The sequence below is a fragment of the Rhodoferax sp. LS1R11 genome, assembly GCF_056521395.1.
Window position 1 is genome coordinate 395,112 of record NZ_JBWMAW010000001.1, and the last position, 14,746, is coordinate 409,857.

The 14,746-nt window shown below is 57.0% G+C and carries 12 protein-coding genes and 2 tRNA genes; 8 read left to right on the forward strand and 6 right to left on the reverse strand.

Translation table 11 applies throughout. The annotated features are described in order from the left end of the window. Nucleotides 1–101 precede the first annotated feature (101 nt). Nucleotides 102–521 carry a PPC domain-containing DNA-binding protein gene (locus tag AC097N_RS01920; protein WP_479579034.1) on the forward strand — a complete coding sequence of 140 codons (420 nt, stop codon included), beginning with the start codon at nt 102–104 and terminating at the stop codon, nt 519–521. On the opposite strand, the gene AC097N_RS01925 is transcribed toward AC097N_RS01920, so the two are convergent. Then, nucleotides 451–1,413, reverse strand: coding sequence for a LysR family transcriptional regulator (locus AC097N_RS01925; protein WP_479579035.1), 963 nt, complete (start codon nt 1,411–1,413; stop codon nt 451–453). The two genes, AC097N_RS01920 and AC097N_RS01925, sit on opposite strands and share 71 nt — an antisense overlap. A 77-nt stretch (nt 1,414–1,490) precedes the next feature. On the opposite strand from AC097N_RS01925, the gene AC097N_RS01930 reads away from it, so the two are divergent. Together AC097N_RS01930 and AC097N_RS01935 are read left to right on the forward strand one after the other, a co-directional pair. Further along, on the forward strand, nt 1,491–1,844 hold the full coding sequence (locus AC097N_RS01930; protein WP_479579036.1) for a protocatechuate 4,5-dioxygenase subunit alpha: 354 nt from the start codon (nt 1,491–1,493) through the stop codon (nt 1,842–1,844). A 23-nt stretch (nt 1,845–1,867) separates the two neighbouring features. Continuing rightward, the gene (locus tag AC097N_RS01935; protein WP_479579037.1) at nt 1,868–2,719 is read left to right on the forward strand and encodes a class III extradiol dioxygenase family protein; all 852 of its coding nucleotides are present in this window, start codon (nt 1,868–1,870) and stop codon (nt 2,717–2,719) included. A gap of 92 nt (nt 2,720–2,811) precedes the next feature. Here the strand turns inward: AC097N_RS01935 and rpoD are convergent, their stop codons facing one another. The 4 genes from rpoD to AC097N_RS01955 all read right to left on the reverse strand — a co-directional run bounded on the left by rpoD (nt 2,812) and on the right by AC097N_RS01955 (nt 9,103). Next, the gene (rpoD, locus tag AC097N_RS01940) at nt 2,812–5,193 is read right to left on the reverse strand and encodes an RNA polymerase sigma factor RpoD (protein WP_479579038.1); all 2,382 of its coding nucleotides are present in this window, start codon (nt 5,191–5,193) and stop codon (nt 2,812–2,814) included. Between the two features lie 303 nt (nt 5,194–5,496). Next, the gene (gene dnaG, locus AC097N_RS01945; RefSeq protein WP_479579039.1) at nt 5,497–7,383 is read right to left on the reverse strand and encodes a DNA primase; all 1,887 of its coding nucleotides are present in this window, start codon (nt 7,381–7,383) and stop codon (nt 5,497–5,499) included. Nucleotides 7,384–7,433: 50 nt separating this feature from the next. Then, nucleotides 7,434–8,237, reverse strand: a complete 804-nt coding sequence (locus tag AC097N_RS01950; protein ID WP_479579040.1) for a phytochelatin synthase family protein — start codon at nt 8,235–8,237, stop codon at nt 7,434–7,436. 107 nt (nt 8,238–8,344) lie between these two features. Then, nucleotides 8,345–9,103 carry a 3-hydroxyacyl-CoA dehydrogenase gene (locus AC097N_RS01955; RefSeq protein WP_479579041.1) on the reverse strand — a complete coding sequence of 253 codons (759 nt, stop codon included), beginning with the start codon at nt 9,101–9,103 and terminating at the stop codon, nt 8,345–8,347. A gap of 152 nt (nt 9,104–9,255) precedes the next feature. On the opposite strand from AC097N_RS01955, the gene AC097N_RS01960 reads away from it, so the two are divergent. From AC097N_RS01960 to rimO, 3 genes are all read left to right on the forward strand, one after another. Beyond that, nucleotides 9,256–9,332 (forward strand) — tRNA-Val (locus tag AC097N_RS01960). A 125-nt stretch (nt 9,333–9,457) separates the two neighbouring features. Then, nucleotides 9,458–9,991, forward strand: a complete 534-nt coding sequence (phaR, locus tag AC097N_RS01965; RefSeq protein WP_479579042.1) for a polyhydroxyalkanoate synthesis repressor PhaR — start codon at nt 9,458–9,460, stop codon at nt 9,989–9,991. Between the two features lie 31 nt (nt 9,992–10,022). Beyond that, nucleotides 10,023–11,417, forward strand: a complete 1,395-nt coding sequence (rimO, locus tag AC097N_RS01970; protein ID WP_479579192.1) for a 30S ribosomal protein S12 methylthiotransferase RimO — start codon at nt 10,023–10,025, stop codon at nt 11,415–11,417. 114 nt (nt 11,418–11,531) lie between these two features. On the opposite strand, the gene AC097N_RS01975 is transcribed toward rimO, so the two are convergent. Continuing rightward, nucleotides 11,532–11,616, reverse strand: a tRNA-Leu gene (locus AC097N_RS01975). A gap of 50 nt (nt 11,617–11,666) precedes the next feature. Here AC097N_RS01975 and rnr point away from each other — a divergent pair. Further along, nucleotides 11,667–13,943: a ribonuclease R gene (rnr, locus tag AC097N_RS01980; protein ID WP_479579043.1), complete on the forward strand. Its 2,277-nt coding sequence runs from the start codon at nt 11,667–11,669 to the stop codon at nt 13,941–13,943. A 35-nt stretch (nt 13,944–13,978) separates the two neighbouring features. Continuing rightward, nucleotides 13,979–14,734: an SDR family oxidoreductase gene (locus AC097N_RS01985; RefSeq protein ID WP_479579044.1), complete on the forward strand. Its 756-nt coding sequence runs from the start codon at nt 13,979–13,981 to the stop codon at nt 14,732–14,734. The last annotated feature ends 12 nt before the right edge of the window (nt 14,735–14,746 follow it).

The following is a 14,746-nucleotide window of genomic DNA, read 5'->3' on the forward strand; positions in this document are numbered from 1 at the left end:
GTGTGCACGTAGTGGCTGATGAATTGCTATGCATTTAATAGCTACTCCCGCACGTCCCACCTAGGCTGCAGCCCCGTTTTCCATATAAACCTCATCAACCCATGCAAACCCTCCCCATCCGCCTCACCCCCGGTCAGGACCTGCGCCGGACCATTGAAGCGGCGGTGCGGGGTCAAAACTGCCGCGCCGCATTTGTGCTGTCCGGCATTGGCAGTCTGGTTGACGCGCAACTTCGTTTTGCCGGTGTGGACCAGCCGCAGCATCTGACTGGCGCGACGGAAATCCTGACCTTGTCGGGCACCGTGGCGTTCAACGAGGCGCGCAGCCACTCGCACCTGCACATGGCGCTGTCCACGGCCACGGGCGCGGTGGTTGGCGGGCATGTGGCTTATGGCTGCACCGTGCGCACCACGGCGGAGGTCTTGCTGGCTTTGCTGCCTGAGTGGGATTTCACGCGGGAGCCGGACGCGCTGACGGGGTTTGCCGAGCTGGTGATTCGGCCGGGCGCAGGTCTGCGCTGACCACGGCTTCGAGCTGCCCGCGCAGCCAGCGGTGCGCCGGGTCGTGTTGGTGGCGCAGGTGCCAGATCATGTACATGGGCATCGTGGGGCAGGGCACCGGCACCGGGGCGCAGCCCAGGTCGCGCAGCAGGTGCACGCGCAGCAGGCCGGGTGCGGTGGCCAGCAGCCGGGTGCCGCGAATGAATGGCGGCAGGCCGGCAAAGCCGGGCACCATCACCGCAAAGCGCCGTGGCACGCCGCGCTCGGCCAGCCATTGGTCCAGGTCCAGCGAGCGTTTGGGCTCGTACACCACAGTGACGTGTTCGGCGGCCAAGTAGTCGGCCTCGGTGTGCGGCGCCTCGCGTTGTGCGGGGTCGTAAAACACGCGGTAGTCGTCTTCAAACAGGCGCTTTTGCAGGATGTCGGTGCCATCCGGCGGGCGCGGGCTGATGACGAGCTGGCAGTGTTCGTGGCGCAGCATTTCCAGGCTGGGAATGCTTGATGGAATGATGCGCAGCGCCACCCCCGGGGCCTGCGCGCGCAGCCGGGCCATGAGGGCGGGCAGCAGCACGTCGCGCTGGAAATCATTGGCGGCGATGGTGAAGGTGGTTTGCCAGCGCGCCGGGTCAAACTCGCCCGACATGGCAAAGCGCTCCAGCGTGGCCAGCAGCTCGCGGGCCTGCACCGCCAGGGCTTCGGCCCGCGCCGTGGCCACAATGCCGCGCCCGCTTTTGACAAACAGCGGGTCGCCGGTGATGGCGCGCAGCTTGTCCAGCAGGTGGCTCACGGCCGATTGCGTCACGCCCAGGCGCAGCGCCGCGCCGGTGATCGACCCGGTTTCCACCACCGCCACCAGCAGCTTCAAGAGGCGGCCATCCAAGTCTGAATAATCGAATTTGCTCATGGGTTGCATCTTGATTGATGCCTTTATCTTTGGCAATGGAGGTTCAATACTCGCGGTTGACCTTGATCAACAACAGGAGACAAATCGTGGCTTCATCCCAAATATTGCCCCCCATTCCCGGCACCACGCCTTTTGATGGCGAGCAGGCCAAAAAGGGTTATGCGCTCAACAAGATGTGTTTTTCGTTCAACTCGGCCGAGAACCGCGCCGCGTTCAAGCAGGACGAAGAGGCCTACATGCGCCAGTTTGAATTGACCGAGCCGCAAGCTGCCGCCATTCGCGCCCGCAACGTGCTGCAGCTCATCGCTGCCGGCGGCAACGCCTATTACCTGGCCAAGTTTGCGGGCATTTTTGGCCTGGACATGCAGGACATTGGCGCGCAACAAACTGGGATGAGCAAAGACGAATTCAAGGCCAAGCTCGTGGCCGCAGGCCAATAACGAACACACTCAGGAGAACCCACATGGCACAACTCATCGGCTGCATCGGCACCTCGCACATTCCTGCCATCGGCAACGCCATTCACAAGGGCGTGCAGCAAGACCCGTACTGGAAACCTTTTTTTGACGGCTACCCACCGGTGCAAAAGTGGCTGGGTGAAAAGAAGCCGGACGTGGTGGTGATTTTTTACAACGACCACGGCCTCAATTTCTTCCTCGACAAGATGCCCACCTTCGCCGTGGGTGCTGCACCGCAATACAGCAACGCGGATGAGGGCTGGGGCATTCCCACGTCGCCCTCGTTCAAGGGCGAGCTGGACCTGTCGTGGCAGATCATCAACACGCTGGTGGAGAAAGAGTTCGACATCGTCACCTGCCAGGAAATGCTGGTGGACCACGCCTGCACACTGCCTTTGAAGCTGCTATGGCCTGAAGGCGAATGCCCCGTGACCATCGTACCCGTGTGCATCAACACCGTGCAGTTTCCGCTGCCCAAAGCCAGCCGCGTGTACGCCATGGGCAAGGCCGTGGGCGAGGCGATTGCGGCCTGGGACAGCAGCAAGACGGTGGCGGTGATTGGTTCCGGCGGCCTGTCGCACCAGTTGGATGGCGAACGCGCCGGTCACATCAACAAGGAATTTGACCTGCAGTTCATGGAGAGCTTGGTAAGCAACCCCGAGTGGGCCACGCAGTTCAGTATTCATGAACTGGTGGAGAAAACCGGCACGCAAGGCGTGGAGCTGTTGATGTGGCTGGCCATGCGCGCGTCCCTGAGCGCAGGCCAAGGAGCAGGCGTGCGCAAGGTGCACAGCAATTACCACATCCCGATTTCCAACACGGCGACCGGGCTGCTGGCGCTGGAAAAAGTGGACTGAGTTCGCAGAACTGACGCTACCAAAAAAATAGCGCCTCACGCCCTGTTATCCAGGGCCTGAGGCGCTTTTTATTGTGAAGCTAGCGGTGGTGTTTACAGGTTGTCTGTAAAGCTGCGCAGCTTGTCTGAACGCGAAGGATGCTTGAGCTTGCGCAAGGCCTTGGCTTCGATCTGGCGGATGCGCTCACGCGTCACGTCAAACTGCTTGCCCACTTCTTCCAGCGTGTGGTCGGAAGTCATTTCGATACCAAAGCGCATGCGCAGCACCTTGGCTTCGCGTGGGGTGAGGCTGTCCAGAATGTCCTTGACGACATCGCGCAGGCCAGCCTGCATCGCCGCTTCCATGGGGGCGGTGTTGGCACCGTCTTCAATGAAGTCGCCCAGGTGGCTGTCGTCATCGTCACCGATCGGTGTTTCCATGGAGATCGGCTCTTTGGCAATCTTCATGATCTTGCGGATCTTGTCTTCCGGAATCTCCATGCGCTCGGCCAGCACGCTGGCGTCGGGCTCAAAGCCAAACTCCTGCAGGTGCTGACGGCTGATGCGGTTCATCTTGTTGATGGTTTCGATCATGTGCACGGGGATACGAATCGTGCGCGCCTGGTCCGCGATCGAACGCGTGATCGCCTGGCGAATCCACCACGTGGCGTAGGTCGAGAACTTGTAGCCGCGACGGTATTCAAACTTGTCCACCGCCTTCATCAAGCCGATGTTGCCCTCCTGGATCAGGTCCAGGAACTGCAGGCCACGGTTGGTGTATTTCTTGGCAATCGAGATCACCAAACGCAAGTTGGCCTCGATCATTTCCTTCTTGGCCGCGCGCGAAGAGTACTCGCCCGAGTTCATGCGTTTGTTGATGTCCTTGAGCTGATCAAGCGGCACTACCACCTTGGATTGCAGGTCGGTGAGCTTTTGCTGCAGGTCTTGCACCGGCGGGATGTTGCGAGCCATGATCGTGCTCCAGGGCTTGCCTGCTGCCGCTTGTTTCTCGATCCATTTCAGATTGAGCAACTGGCTGGCTACCTTGTTGCCATTCTTGTCGCGGCCGCTGAAATCAGCGATAAAGTGCTCTTGCGGGTAGCCGCATTTGTCCACAATGATGCGGCGCAGTTCGCGTTCTTTTTTGCGAACGTCATCCACCTGCGAACGCACCATGTCGCACAATTTTTCAATGGCTTTGGCGGTAAAGCGGATCGACATCAACTCTTCAGACAAGGCCTTTTGGGTCTTGACGTAGGTCGGCGTGCCGTAACCTTCCTTGTCATAGGTTTTGTGGATCTTCTCGAACAGCTCACGCATCTTGTCGAAGCGGATGAGGGCTTCACGCTTGAGTTCTTCCAGCTTTTTTGTCAACGCTTTGGAGCCGCCTTTGCCGTCGTCATCATCGGCCGCGTCGAACTCGTCAAAGTCTTCCTCGGCCACGTAATCGTCAGCTTCGTTGGGGTTGGAGAAGCCGTCCACGATGGTCGTGATGACGACCTTGTTTTCGCGGATGTCTTCGCCCAGGCGCAAGACTTCAGCGATGGTGGCGGGAGAAGCCGAGATGGCCTCCATCATCGCCATCAGGCCGCCTTCAATGCGTTTGGCAATCTCGATTTCGCCTTCACGGGTCAGCAACTCGACCGTACCCATTTCGCGCATGTACATGCGCACGGGATCGGTGGTGCGGCCAAACTCGCTGTCCACGGTCGACAGAGCCGCTTCGGCTTCTTCCTCGGCTTCTTCTTCCGTGGCGGCGGTGGAAACGTTGTTGTTCAGCAGCAGCGTTTCGGCATCCGGCGTTTGTTCGTAAACGGCCACGCCCATGTCGTTGAGCATCGAGATCACGACCTCAAGCGTTTCGGCATCGACCAGTTTGTCGGGCAGGTGATCGGAAATTTCGCCGTGCGTCAGGTAGCCGCGGGTTTTGCCGAGCTTGATCAGGGCTTTGAGGCGCAAGCGGCGCTTGGCCATGTCTTCTTCGGACAGGACGGTTTCGTCCAGTCCAAATTCCTTCATCAGCGCGCGCTCTTTGGCCTTGCTGATTTTCATGCGCAAAGGTTTGACCTTTTCGCCTGCTGCGACCACCGGTTCTTCGCCTACCAAGTCGGCTTCAATGTCGGACATGTCCATGTCGTCGCCGCCACCGGCTTCAGCTGCTGCTTTGGGCTTGCGGCCCCGCTTGGCGCCTGTTTTGGCGGGCGCATCTGATTCCGCAGCTGCTGCTTTGGGTGGGCGCCCCGGCTTCTTCTTGACGGGCTGGCTCGCCTTGAGGAGCGCGTCGGCCGCTTCCTGCAATTGAAGGGGGGACATTCTGACGGGAGTCTTGGATGCGGGCACTGGTTCGACTTTCTTCACGGGCTTTTCGGGAACGGTCTTCGCCGCCACTTTCACCGCCGCCTTGACGGAGGTGGTCTTGGCAGCCGTTTTGGCGGCTACCTGGGTGGCAGGCTTTGCAGCGGGCTGGACAGGCTTCTTGGACTTTTGAACGGGCATGTAAAAACCTCAGAACTTCAAAGACAACAGAGACAGAATGGACAGGCGCCTAAAAAGACCGGCGCAGTTTTATGTGACAGAGGATCAAATCCTCACTGGCAAGATGTGGGGGCGAACATTTGGAGTGCAACCCTTGCGGTTAGGTAGCCGGTCGTGAACGTCGTCATCGTGTGGCTGGGCCCGGAGGTGTTGCTGTCGCTCTTGCCGAAAACAACCTTGGATTATACCCCGGGTTGCCAGAAATACCATTTTCCTAGCCTGACGTCACTTGTAGGAACGGCTTTTTCTCTCAAGCCGACACGGTCATTCTGTTTGCAAAAGAGCCGACTGGATTGCTCGCCGACGTGTGTAGAACTCTCTATAACGTTGCAGGGCAGTCGGATCTGCTTTGGCGTTTTGCAGCGCCTCGGTCTCTTGGACAATCAGCTGGTCGATCAGCATGCGATTGAGCAAATCTCGCAGTTCAGCAGCAGACTCTCCCGCTTCCCCGGTTTCATCGGCCTCCGCCAGCCCGTGATCGGCCATGAGTTTGAGGGCAAGTTCTTCGCCTTCATGGTCTCGCAGGCCTTCGCGCAGGGCAATCCAGGTCTGCGGGCCGTGTTCGTGCAACTGGCTTTCGAGCCAGACAAACAGCGGGCCGTGAGGCGGCGGTAGCTCGCACAGCATGGTGTGGTCTTCCGCGGTCAGGGCGTCCAGTGCCGCCATGTCGCCCAGCAAAATCCGTGCGGCATGGTCCGCCCGGCTGGCGGGGGCTGAGCGTCCGCCGAGGCGGGGGCGTGGTGTGAATTTTTTACGAGGTTTATCGCCGTAGCCCCCGTATTCACTGCGGGAGTCGCTATCTTTTGAATAGCGTTTGGGTTTGTCGCTTTTTTCACCCGCCGGCTTGGGGTTCCAGACGTCTCCCAGTTCACGGTTGGACAGCTGCACCAGATCGGCGATCTCGCTCAGCAATTGCAGTTTGAGCGCGCCTTCGGGTAGCTGGGTCCACAAAGGCTTGGCATTGCTGGCCATGTGCGCGCGACCCTCGGCCGTGTTCAGGTCGCAGCCTTCACGCGCGGCATCGATCAAAAAGCGGCTCAGCGGCACCGCTTCGCTCACATAGCGGGCAAACGCCTCTTTGCCATGCTCCCGGATGAAACTGTCGGGGTCATGTTCCGACGGTAGAAACAGGAATTTGACGCTGCGTACATCGGTGGCGTAGGGCAGGGCGCCATCCAGCGCCTTGCGGGCGGCGCGTCGTCCCGCGGCGTCGCCATCAAAACTGAAGACGACCGAGTCCGTAAAACGGAACAACTTTTGCACATGGTCTGCCGTGCAAGCGGTGCCCAGAGTGGCCACTGTATTGGGGAAACCGAGCTGAGCCAGAGCCACCACATCCATGTAACCCTCGGTGACCAGCGCGTAGCCGAGGTCGCGCAGCGCATTGCGGGCTTCGAACAGACCGTACAGCTCGCGGCCTTTGCTGAACACCGGGGTTTCTGGCGAGTTGAGGTACTTGGGCTTGTCATCCCCCAGCACCCGCCCACCAAAGCCAATACATTCGCCCTTGATGTTGCGGATGGGAAACATCACCCGGTCGCGAAACCGGTCGTAGCGTTTTTCTTCTCCCGAGTCATCGTCCACGTTCAAAATGACCAACCCGCTCTCCACCAGCAGTGGCTCGTCGTAGTTCGGGAAGACACTGGCCAGGCTGCGCCAGCCTTCCGGCGCGTAGCCCAGGCCAAATTGTTTGGCAATTTCACCCGACAGGCCACGGCCTTTGAAATAGTCGATGGCTCTGGGCGACTCTCTTAAATTTCGCTTGTAAGCGTCGGCCGCTTTTTCGAGCACGTCGCTCAGGGTGTGCTGCTTTTCCCGCTGCTCGATGGCGCGGGCCCGGTCCTGCGGGCTGGCGTCGTCTTCCGGCACCTGCATGCCGTATTGCTGGGCCAGGTCTTTGACCGCCTCCACAAAGGTCATGCCGGCGTGGTCCATCAAAAAGCTGATGGCATTACCGTTCTTGCCGCAGCCAAAGCAGTGGTAGAACTGCTTGATCGGGCTGACTGAAAACGAAGGCGATTTTTCCCCGTGAAACGGGCACAGGCCCATGAAGTTGGCTCCGCCTTTTTTGAGCTGCACGTAGCGGCCCACGATCTCCACGACGTCGGCGCGTGCGATGAGTTCCTGAATGAATGTTTGGGGAATGGACACGGGCGCTATTGTGGCTCAGTCCCCCCTATCCAGCAGGATGGTTGGCGCAATCAGCGTGCTTGAACCAGGATGTACCCGCGGTTTTCCACCGTATCAAAGGTGCGCATGCCTTTGATGAGTGTGGCGGTGGGCATCCAGACCCACCCCTCACTGGATGGATTGACGTCCAGCACAAGAAAAGAGTCCGACTCCGCGTCGTAAGCCCCAAGCGGCGAGATATGCCCGCCACCCGTTTGCCCTACGTCTGCCCGTCTGTAGGTGACGATGGCGTAGTCACCTGCATGCTTGAGGTTTTCCGCCAACTCGGTGCGAATCTCGTCGTCGGGCTTTTTGTCGTCAACGACAGCAAGCCGCGTAATGAGATCATGTGCTCTGAGCAGTTCATCCAGCTGGCGGACCTGGTATCCAAAGTCCTTGATCTGTTTTCCGTTGAGGGTGACGGGCGCTCCGAAAACCTGCGAACGGGGTTTTTGCCCCTTGCTGATCACGTTATCCTGGGTGAAACGCGGCACTGTTGGATCAAAACCGTCCGGAAGGTACTGAAAGTCCTCTGTCTGTAAGCGGCTGCGCTCCCTGGGCAGATCACGACTGCGGCCACATAAAGCGTTCAGCACAATGGCGACAGTGGTCGGGCCGCAGAAGGCTGCATTGAATTGTGCTTCAAACTGATTTGCAAGTGCAGGGAAGTCTGCCTTCGCAACTGCCCGAGCGAGTCGTACCATGCCCTCATCGGAGTTAAACGCCACAAGGCCTTGCAGCACGAGGCTCGGTGACGCCTTGTCTTGCGCCAGCGTCTGTGACGCAAATGACGTAGCCAGAAAGGCGGCCAGGACGACACGTGTGAGCAGTGACATGGTTCTCTCCGGGACGTTCCCATGATTATGGGGTCATCACCTGTTTCTTGCTGGATCAGGTCAAGCTGAGCCAGCTCGGGCCGCAAATTTGCGGCCCGAAAGATCGCTTACCGAGGTGCCAGGCGAATCGCGCCGTCCAGACGAATCACTTCACCGTTCAACATGTCGTTCTCAAAAATATGCTGAGCCAGTTTGGCGTAGTCTTGTGGTGTACCCAGACGGGAGGGGAAGGGAACGCTGGCGGCCAATGAGTCCTGCACTTCCTGGGGCATGCCAAACATCATGGGGGTCCCGAAGATGCCGGGCGCGATGGTCATGTTGCGAATACCGTTGCGGGCCAGGTCACGGGCGATGGGGAGCGTCATGCCGACAATGCCGCCTTTGGAGGCGCTGTAAGCAGCTTGTCCGATTTGTCCATCGTAGGCCGCCACCGATGCGGTGGAAATCATCACGCCGCGCTCGCCGGTGGATTCAGGTTCGTTCTTGCACATGGCATCGGCAGCCAGGCGAATCATGTTAAAGCTGCCTACCAAGTTGACGGTGATGCACTTGGTGAATACGCCCAAAGAATGTGAGCCGTTTTTGCCTACGGTTTTTTCGGCTGGCGCAATGCCCGCGCAGTTGACCAGGCCCATGAGTTTGCCCATGGACACGGCTTGGGCTACAACGGCTTGACCATCGGCTTCCTGGCTCACGTCACATTTAACAAAAGCGCCCCCAATTTCCTTGGCGACCGCTTCACCTTTTTCAACCTGCATGTCAGCAATGACGACTTTGCCGCCTTTGGCTGCCAGCATGCGAGCCGTGCCTTCGCCCAAACCTGACGCGCCACCTGTGACGATAAATACCTTGCCTGCGATTTCCATGTGAAGCTCCCTAAAAAAGCAATTGACGTTAACGTAAACGTCAATTATGGCGTATTCATTTCTTCTGGTTACTTACGTTAAATGCAAAAATTTTTCAGGGTGCCCCGAGAGGGTGAATATCGCTGCTATAATTTTGGCTTCGGATAGTATTTAGGCGCATAGCTCAGCTGGTTAGAGCACCACCTTGACATGGTGGGGGTCGTTGGTTCGAGTCCAATTGCGCCTACCAAAATTCTCATTTGTTCGGCACTCAAGCTCAGGGTAATCCTTTAGGCTTTGGGGTGGGGCACTCCATAAAATGTGTTGCGGTGCAACACATTTTATTGATCTTTGGTAGAAGCCAGAGGAGTCCACATGCAAGACAAGAAAACCGCTGATGAAAAAGTCACTCAGCGCGTTATTAAAAAATACCCCAATCGTCGGCTCTACGATACGGACACGTCGAGTTACATCACGTTGTCTGAAGTCAAGCAATTGGTCATGGACAGTGAGCATTTTGCCGTGCTCGATGCTAAAACAGGCGAAGATCTGACTCGCAGCATTCTTCTTCAAATTATTCTTGAGGAAGAGACCAATGGCTCGCCCATGTTCACGGCGCCCGTGCTGGCCAATGTGATCCGTTTTTACGGTCACGCCATGCAAGGGTTTGTGGGCGGTTACCTGGAGAAAAACATCCAGTCCCTGATGGAAGTTCAGACCAAATTTGCGGAGCAGTCCAAAGGGCTGACGCCAGAAATGTGGACGCAGTTCATGGCCATGCAGGCGCCCGTACTGCAAGGCATGTTGGGTGGAAATCTGGAGCAGTCCACCAACCTGTTTAAAAAAATGCAGGAACAGATGCAAAAACAAACCGGCCAGATGCTGGGCGCTTTTGGAATCAAAAGCTGACCAGAGCGAAGGCCGGAACAACCAAAAAATTATGAGCGAAGTTATTACACCAACCAACAGCCGTCCCAAGGTCGGCTTCGTTAGCCTCGGATGTGCTAAGGCGTTAACTGATTCTGAGTTAATCCTCACACAATTGAATGCAGAGGGTTATCAAACTTCAAAAACATTTCAGGGTGCCGATCTGGTGATCGTCAACACTTGTGGCTTCATTGATGATGCAGTCAAGGAAAGCCTGGACACCATCGGTGAGGCGCTGGCTGAAAACGGCAAGGTGATTGTGACCGGATGCCTGGGTGCCAAATCAGCTGACGGTGGTGGCAATCTCGTGCGAAAAATGCATCCCAGTGTCCTGGCGGTGACGGGTCCACAAGCAACGCAAGAGGTGATGGATGCCGTGCATGCCAATCTGCCCAAGCCGCATGATCCATTTATTGATCTTGTGCCCAACACGTTTGGCGTTGCAGGTGTCAAGCTCACGCCGCGGCACTATGCTTACATCAAGATCAGCGAAGGTTGCAACCATCGTTGCACGTTCTGCATCATTCCCTCCATGCGGGGTGACCTGGTGTCCCGCCCGATTGGCGATGTGCTCAATGAGGCGCGAGCCTTGTTTGAAGGCGGTGTCAAAGAGTTGCTGGTGATCAGCCAGGACACTTCTGCCTACGGTGTTGATGTCAAATACCGAACCGGTTTCTGGGATGGCAAGCCCATCAAGACGCGCATGCTTGATTTGGTTCAGGCCCTGGGTGATATGGCGGAACCCTACGGTGGTTGGGTACGATTGCACTATGTATATCCTTATCCCAGTGTGGACGAAGTCATTCCATTGATGGCCACAGGAAAGGTGCTCCCTTACCTTGATGTCCCGTTCCAGCATAGTCATCCTGATGTGCTCAAGCGCATGAAGCGGCCGGCCAGCGGTGAACGCAATCTGGAGCGCATTCAGCGTTGGCGCGAAGCCTGTCCGGACATCGTGGTGCGCAGTACTTTTATTGCTGGTTTTCCCGGTGAGACTGAAGAGGAGTTTTCGCATCTCCTGGATTTCATGCGTGAGGCCAAGATTGATCGTGCAGGTTGCTTTGCCTATAGCGCCGTGGAAGGCGCTACGGCAAACGATATTCCAGGAATGCTGCCGCTTGAGCTGCGTGAAGAACGGCGTGCTCGTTTCATGGAGGTCGCTGAGGCGGTGTCCGCGGCCAAGTTGCATCAACGCATCGGTGCCACCATGCAAATTCTGGTGGATTCAGCGCCAGGCATGGGTAAAAAAGGTGGCATTGGTCGCTCCTATGCCGATGCACCTGAAATTGATGGTGTCGTCAAATTGTTGCCGCCTGAAAAAATCAGCAAAACATTGAAGGTGGGTGAATTTACCAAGGCCCGTATCGTGGGTGCACAGGGTCACGATCTCGTGGCCCAGCCGTTTTAAATTTATCAGTTTGAATTATTTCCCGACAACAAAAAAGCCGCTGGGAGATCAGCGGCTTTTTTTGTCAAAAAAATACCGGGAGTCTTCAGAAAAGACTCCCGGTTTCATTTATATTGGTGCCCAGGAAGGGACTCGAACCCCCACGAAGTTACTCGCTAGTACCTGAAACTAGTGCGTCTACCAATTCCGCCACCTGGGCATTTCAGGAAAGAAAGGTATTGTATCAAGAATATTAGCCAAACCAGCGGCTTGCTGGATGAAGTTGAAGGAATCGTTCAAGGTCATCGTGATGGACATGGGTTTGTAACCCGTGACGACGGTGAATCCGACATCTATTTGCCCCCCAACGAAATGCGTGCCGTGTTGCACAAAGACCGGGTGATGGTCCGCATTGTTCGCAGTGATCGCAAAGGTCGACCAGAAGGTCGGGTGGTTGAAATCATTGAGCGGCCCAAGCAGCCCATCATCGGGCGCCTGCTGTTGGAGAGTGGCATCTGGATCGTGGTCCCAGAGGACAAACGATATGGACAAGACGTGTTGATTCCGAAGACAGGAACGGGCTCCGCCAAGCCGGGGCAGGTCGTCGTTGTTGAATTGACGGAGGCGCCTTCGTTGTATGGGCAGCCGGTGGGGCGGGTCAAGGAAGTGTTGGGTGAGGTTGATGATCCGGGGATGGAAATCGAGATTGCCGTTCGTAAATACAGCGTGCCCCACGAATTTTCTGATGCCTGTATTGCATTGGCTCGCACCTTGCCCGAAAAAGTGCGGCCACAGGATAAAAAACACCGGGTTGATTTGACGGATGTTTCGCTGGTCACCATCGACGGCGAAGACGCACGTGATTTTGATGATGCTGTTTATTGTGAACCCGCCAAAATTGGCAAGGGCAAGTCCGCAGTCAAGGGATGGCGCTTGCTGGTGGCGATTGCCGATGTGAGTCACTACGTGGAAAACGGGTCGGCCATCGACATTGATGCGTACGATCGCGCGACCAGCGTGTATTTTCCGCGCCGTGTCATACCGATGCTGCCTGAAAAATTATCGAATGGGCTGTGCTCACTGAACCCGGAAGTCGAACGCCTGTGCATGGTGTGTGACATGTTGGTGACGGAAAACGGGGAAGTCTCTGCCTATCAGTTTTACCCTGCGGTGATGTGGAGCCATGCCCGGTTCACTTACACCGAAGTGGCCGCCATTCTTGCCAACACACGAGGCCCTGAAGCACTCAAGCGCAAGGAGCGTGTGACGGATTTGATGAATCTGCATGATGTTTACCAAGCCTTGCTGAAATCACGGGTGCGCCGGGGTGCGGTCGACTTTGAAACGGTCGAGACTCAAATTGTTTGTGATGAAAGCGGACGCATCGAGAAAATCGTACCGCGGACCCGCAATGATGCTCACAAGCTGATTGAAGAGGCCATGCTGGCGGCCAATGTGTGCAGTGCTGACTTTATTGCGCATAGCAAACACGCAGGGCTGTTTCGGGTGCACGAAGGACCGACGCCCGAGAAAATCGAGATTCTTCGAAATTACCTTAAAGTGACGGGCTTGGGTCTCACCATCAGCGACAACCCCGCACCCGGTGAATTTCAAACCATTGCGGCGGCCACCAAGGACCGCCCTGATGCGCAACAAATTCACTCCATGTTGCTGCGATCCATGCAGCAGGCCATTTACACGCCGCTGAACAATGGTCATTTTGGCCTGGCGTTTGATGCCTACACCCACTTCACCAGTCCGATTCGACGCTACCCGGATTTGTTGGTGCACCGCGTGATCAAGGCCATTCTGGCCAAGACCAAGTACCAGCTGCCGGTCTTGCCGACACCGGGCGAGGCCCACGCCAAGCTTTCGCGACGGCTCGAAAAGGGCTTGGCGTCACGGGTTGCCGAACCAGGGCAAAAGCCCAAGAAGCAAAGCCCTGAAACCCAAGCCTGGCAGGCAGCCGGCATGCATTGCAGTGCCAATGAGCGTCGTGCAGATGAGGCCAGCCGTGATGTGGAAGCCTGGCTCAAATGCAAATACATGCACGAGCACCTGGGCGAAGAATATGGCGGAGTGGTCAGCTCTGTCACCAGCTTCGGCATCTTTGTGACGCTTGACGCCATGTTTGTCGAAGGTCTGGTACACATCACCGAATTGGGCGGCGAGTACTACCGCTTTGACGAGGCGCGGCAGGAGTTGCGTGGCGAGCGCTCAGGCATGCGGTATGCCATTGGTTCCCGGGTTCGCGTGCAGGTCAGCCGGGTTGATCTTGACGGACGCAGAATTGACTTCCGGCTGGTTCATGAAGGTCAGGAACTTGCGCCGCGTGCCTTGAAGGACAAAGGGTCGTTGCGGGACGGAGATGTTCGGCTGGACAAGGACGTTGACTCCGGTCGAACTTCAACTAAGCGGCCGTCAAGAAAAATGTCCGAGCCCTTGGCTCGTGCACCCCGGCCCGCAGGTCCTGCCGGAAAAACTGTTGGCAGACCGGCTGCGACCAAGAACAAGGACAAAGGCAAGAAGCCACGTCGTCGGTCTTGATTACATCGTTTCACATCATAAATAAGCAAAGAGATATGACCTTAATTTCTAAAGTTGCCATCGTGACTGGCGCTGGATCAGGCATTGGCAAGGCCACTGCGTTGGCTTTGTTGAAGGACGGTTACAAAGTCGTTCTGGCAGGTCGGCGTCCCGGCCCCTTGGCGGACGTTGTCACGCTCAGTGGCGTACCGGAGCGTGCGCTGGCTGTGCCCACCGATGTGTCGGACCCGGACTCTGTCAAAGCTCTATTTGAGGCAGCAGTGCAGGCTTTTGGGCGGGTTGACCTTGTGTTCAACAATGCAGGTGTCAGTGCACCGGGTATTCCGCTTGAGGACTTGACTCTGGCCCAATGGAAGAATGTGGTGGATACCAACCTCACGGGTATGTTTTTGTGTCTTCAGCAGGCGTTTCTAGTGATGAAGGCGCAGACACCGCGGGGTGGGCGCATCATCAACAACGGCTCTATCTCCGCGACCACGCCGCGTCCCAACTCTATTGCCTACACATCAACCAAACACGCGGTCAAAGGCTTGACCAAATCTGCCTCACTAGACGGCCGAAAGTACGATATAGCGGTGGGCCAGATTGACATCGGAAATGCCTCGACAGAGATGGCGCAGCGCATGGCCACCGGCATCCTGCAGGCGAATGGTGAGATTGCCATTGAGCCGCTGATGGATGTCGGTATCGTCGGTCAGTCAGTGGTGTATATGGCCAGTTTGCCTTTAGAGGCGAATGTCATGTTTCACACCGTCATGGCCACCAAGATGCCGTTTGCCGGCCGAGGTTAGTCCGAAACGGGG

Bases quoted from the DNA above. Each gene is read 5' to 3' on its own strand.
- AC097N_RS01920 (WP_479579034.1), top strand. From the start codon at position 102: ATGCAAACCCTCCCCATCCGCCTCACCCCCGGTCAGGACCTGCGCCGG.
- AC097N_RS01925 (WP_479579035.1), bottom strand. From the start codon at position 1,413: ATGCAACCCATGAGCAAATTCGATTATTCAGACTTGGATGGCCGCCTC.
- AC097N_RS01935 (WP_479579037.1), top strand. From the start codon at position 1,868: ATGGCACAACTCATCGGCTGCATCGGCACCTCGCACATTCCTGCCATC.
- rpoD (WP_479579038.1), bottom strand. From the start codon at position 5,193: ATGCCCGTTCAAAAGTCCAAGAAGCCTGTCCAGCCCGCTGCAAAGCCT.
- AC097N_RS01950 (WP_479579040.1), bottom strand. From the start codon at position 8,237: ATGTCACTGCTCACACGTGTCGTCCTGGCCGCCTTTCTGGCTACGTCA.
- AC097N_RS01955 (WP_479579041.1), bottom strand. From the start codon at position 9,103: ATGGAAATCGCAGGCAAGGTATTTATCGTCACAGGTGGCGCGTCAGGT.
- phaR (WP_479579042.1), top strand. From the start codon at position 9,458: ATGCAAGACAAGAAAACCGCTGATGAAAAAGTCACTCAGCGCGTTATT.
- rimO (WP_479579192.1), top strand. From the start codon at position 10,023: ATGAGCGAAGTTATTACACCAACCAACAGCCGTCCCAAGGTCGGCTTC.
- AC097N_RS01985 (WP_479579044.1), top strand. From the start codon at position 13,979: ATGACCTTAATTTCTAAAGTTGCCATCGTGACTGGCGCTGGATCAGGC.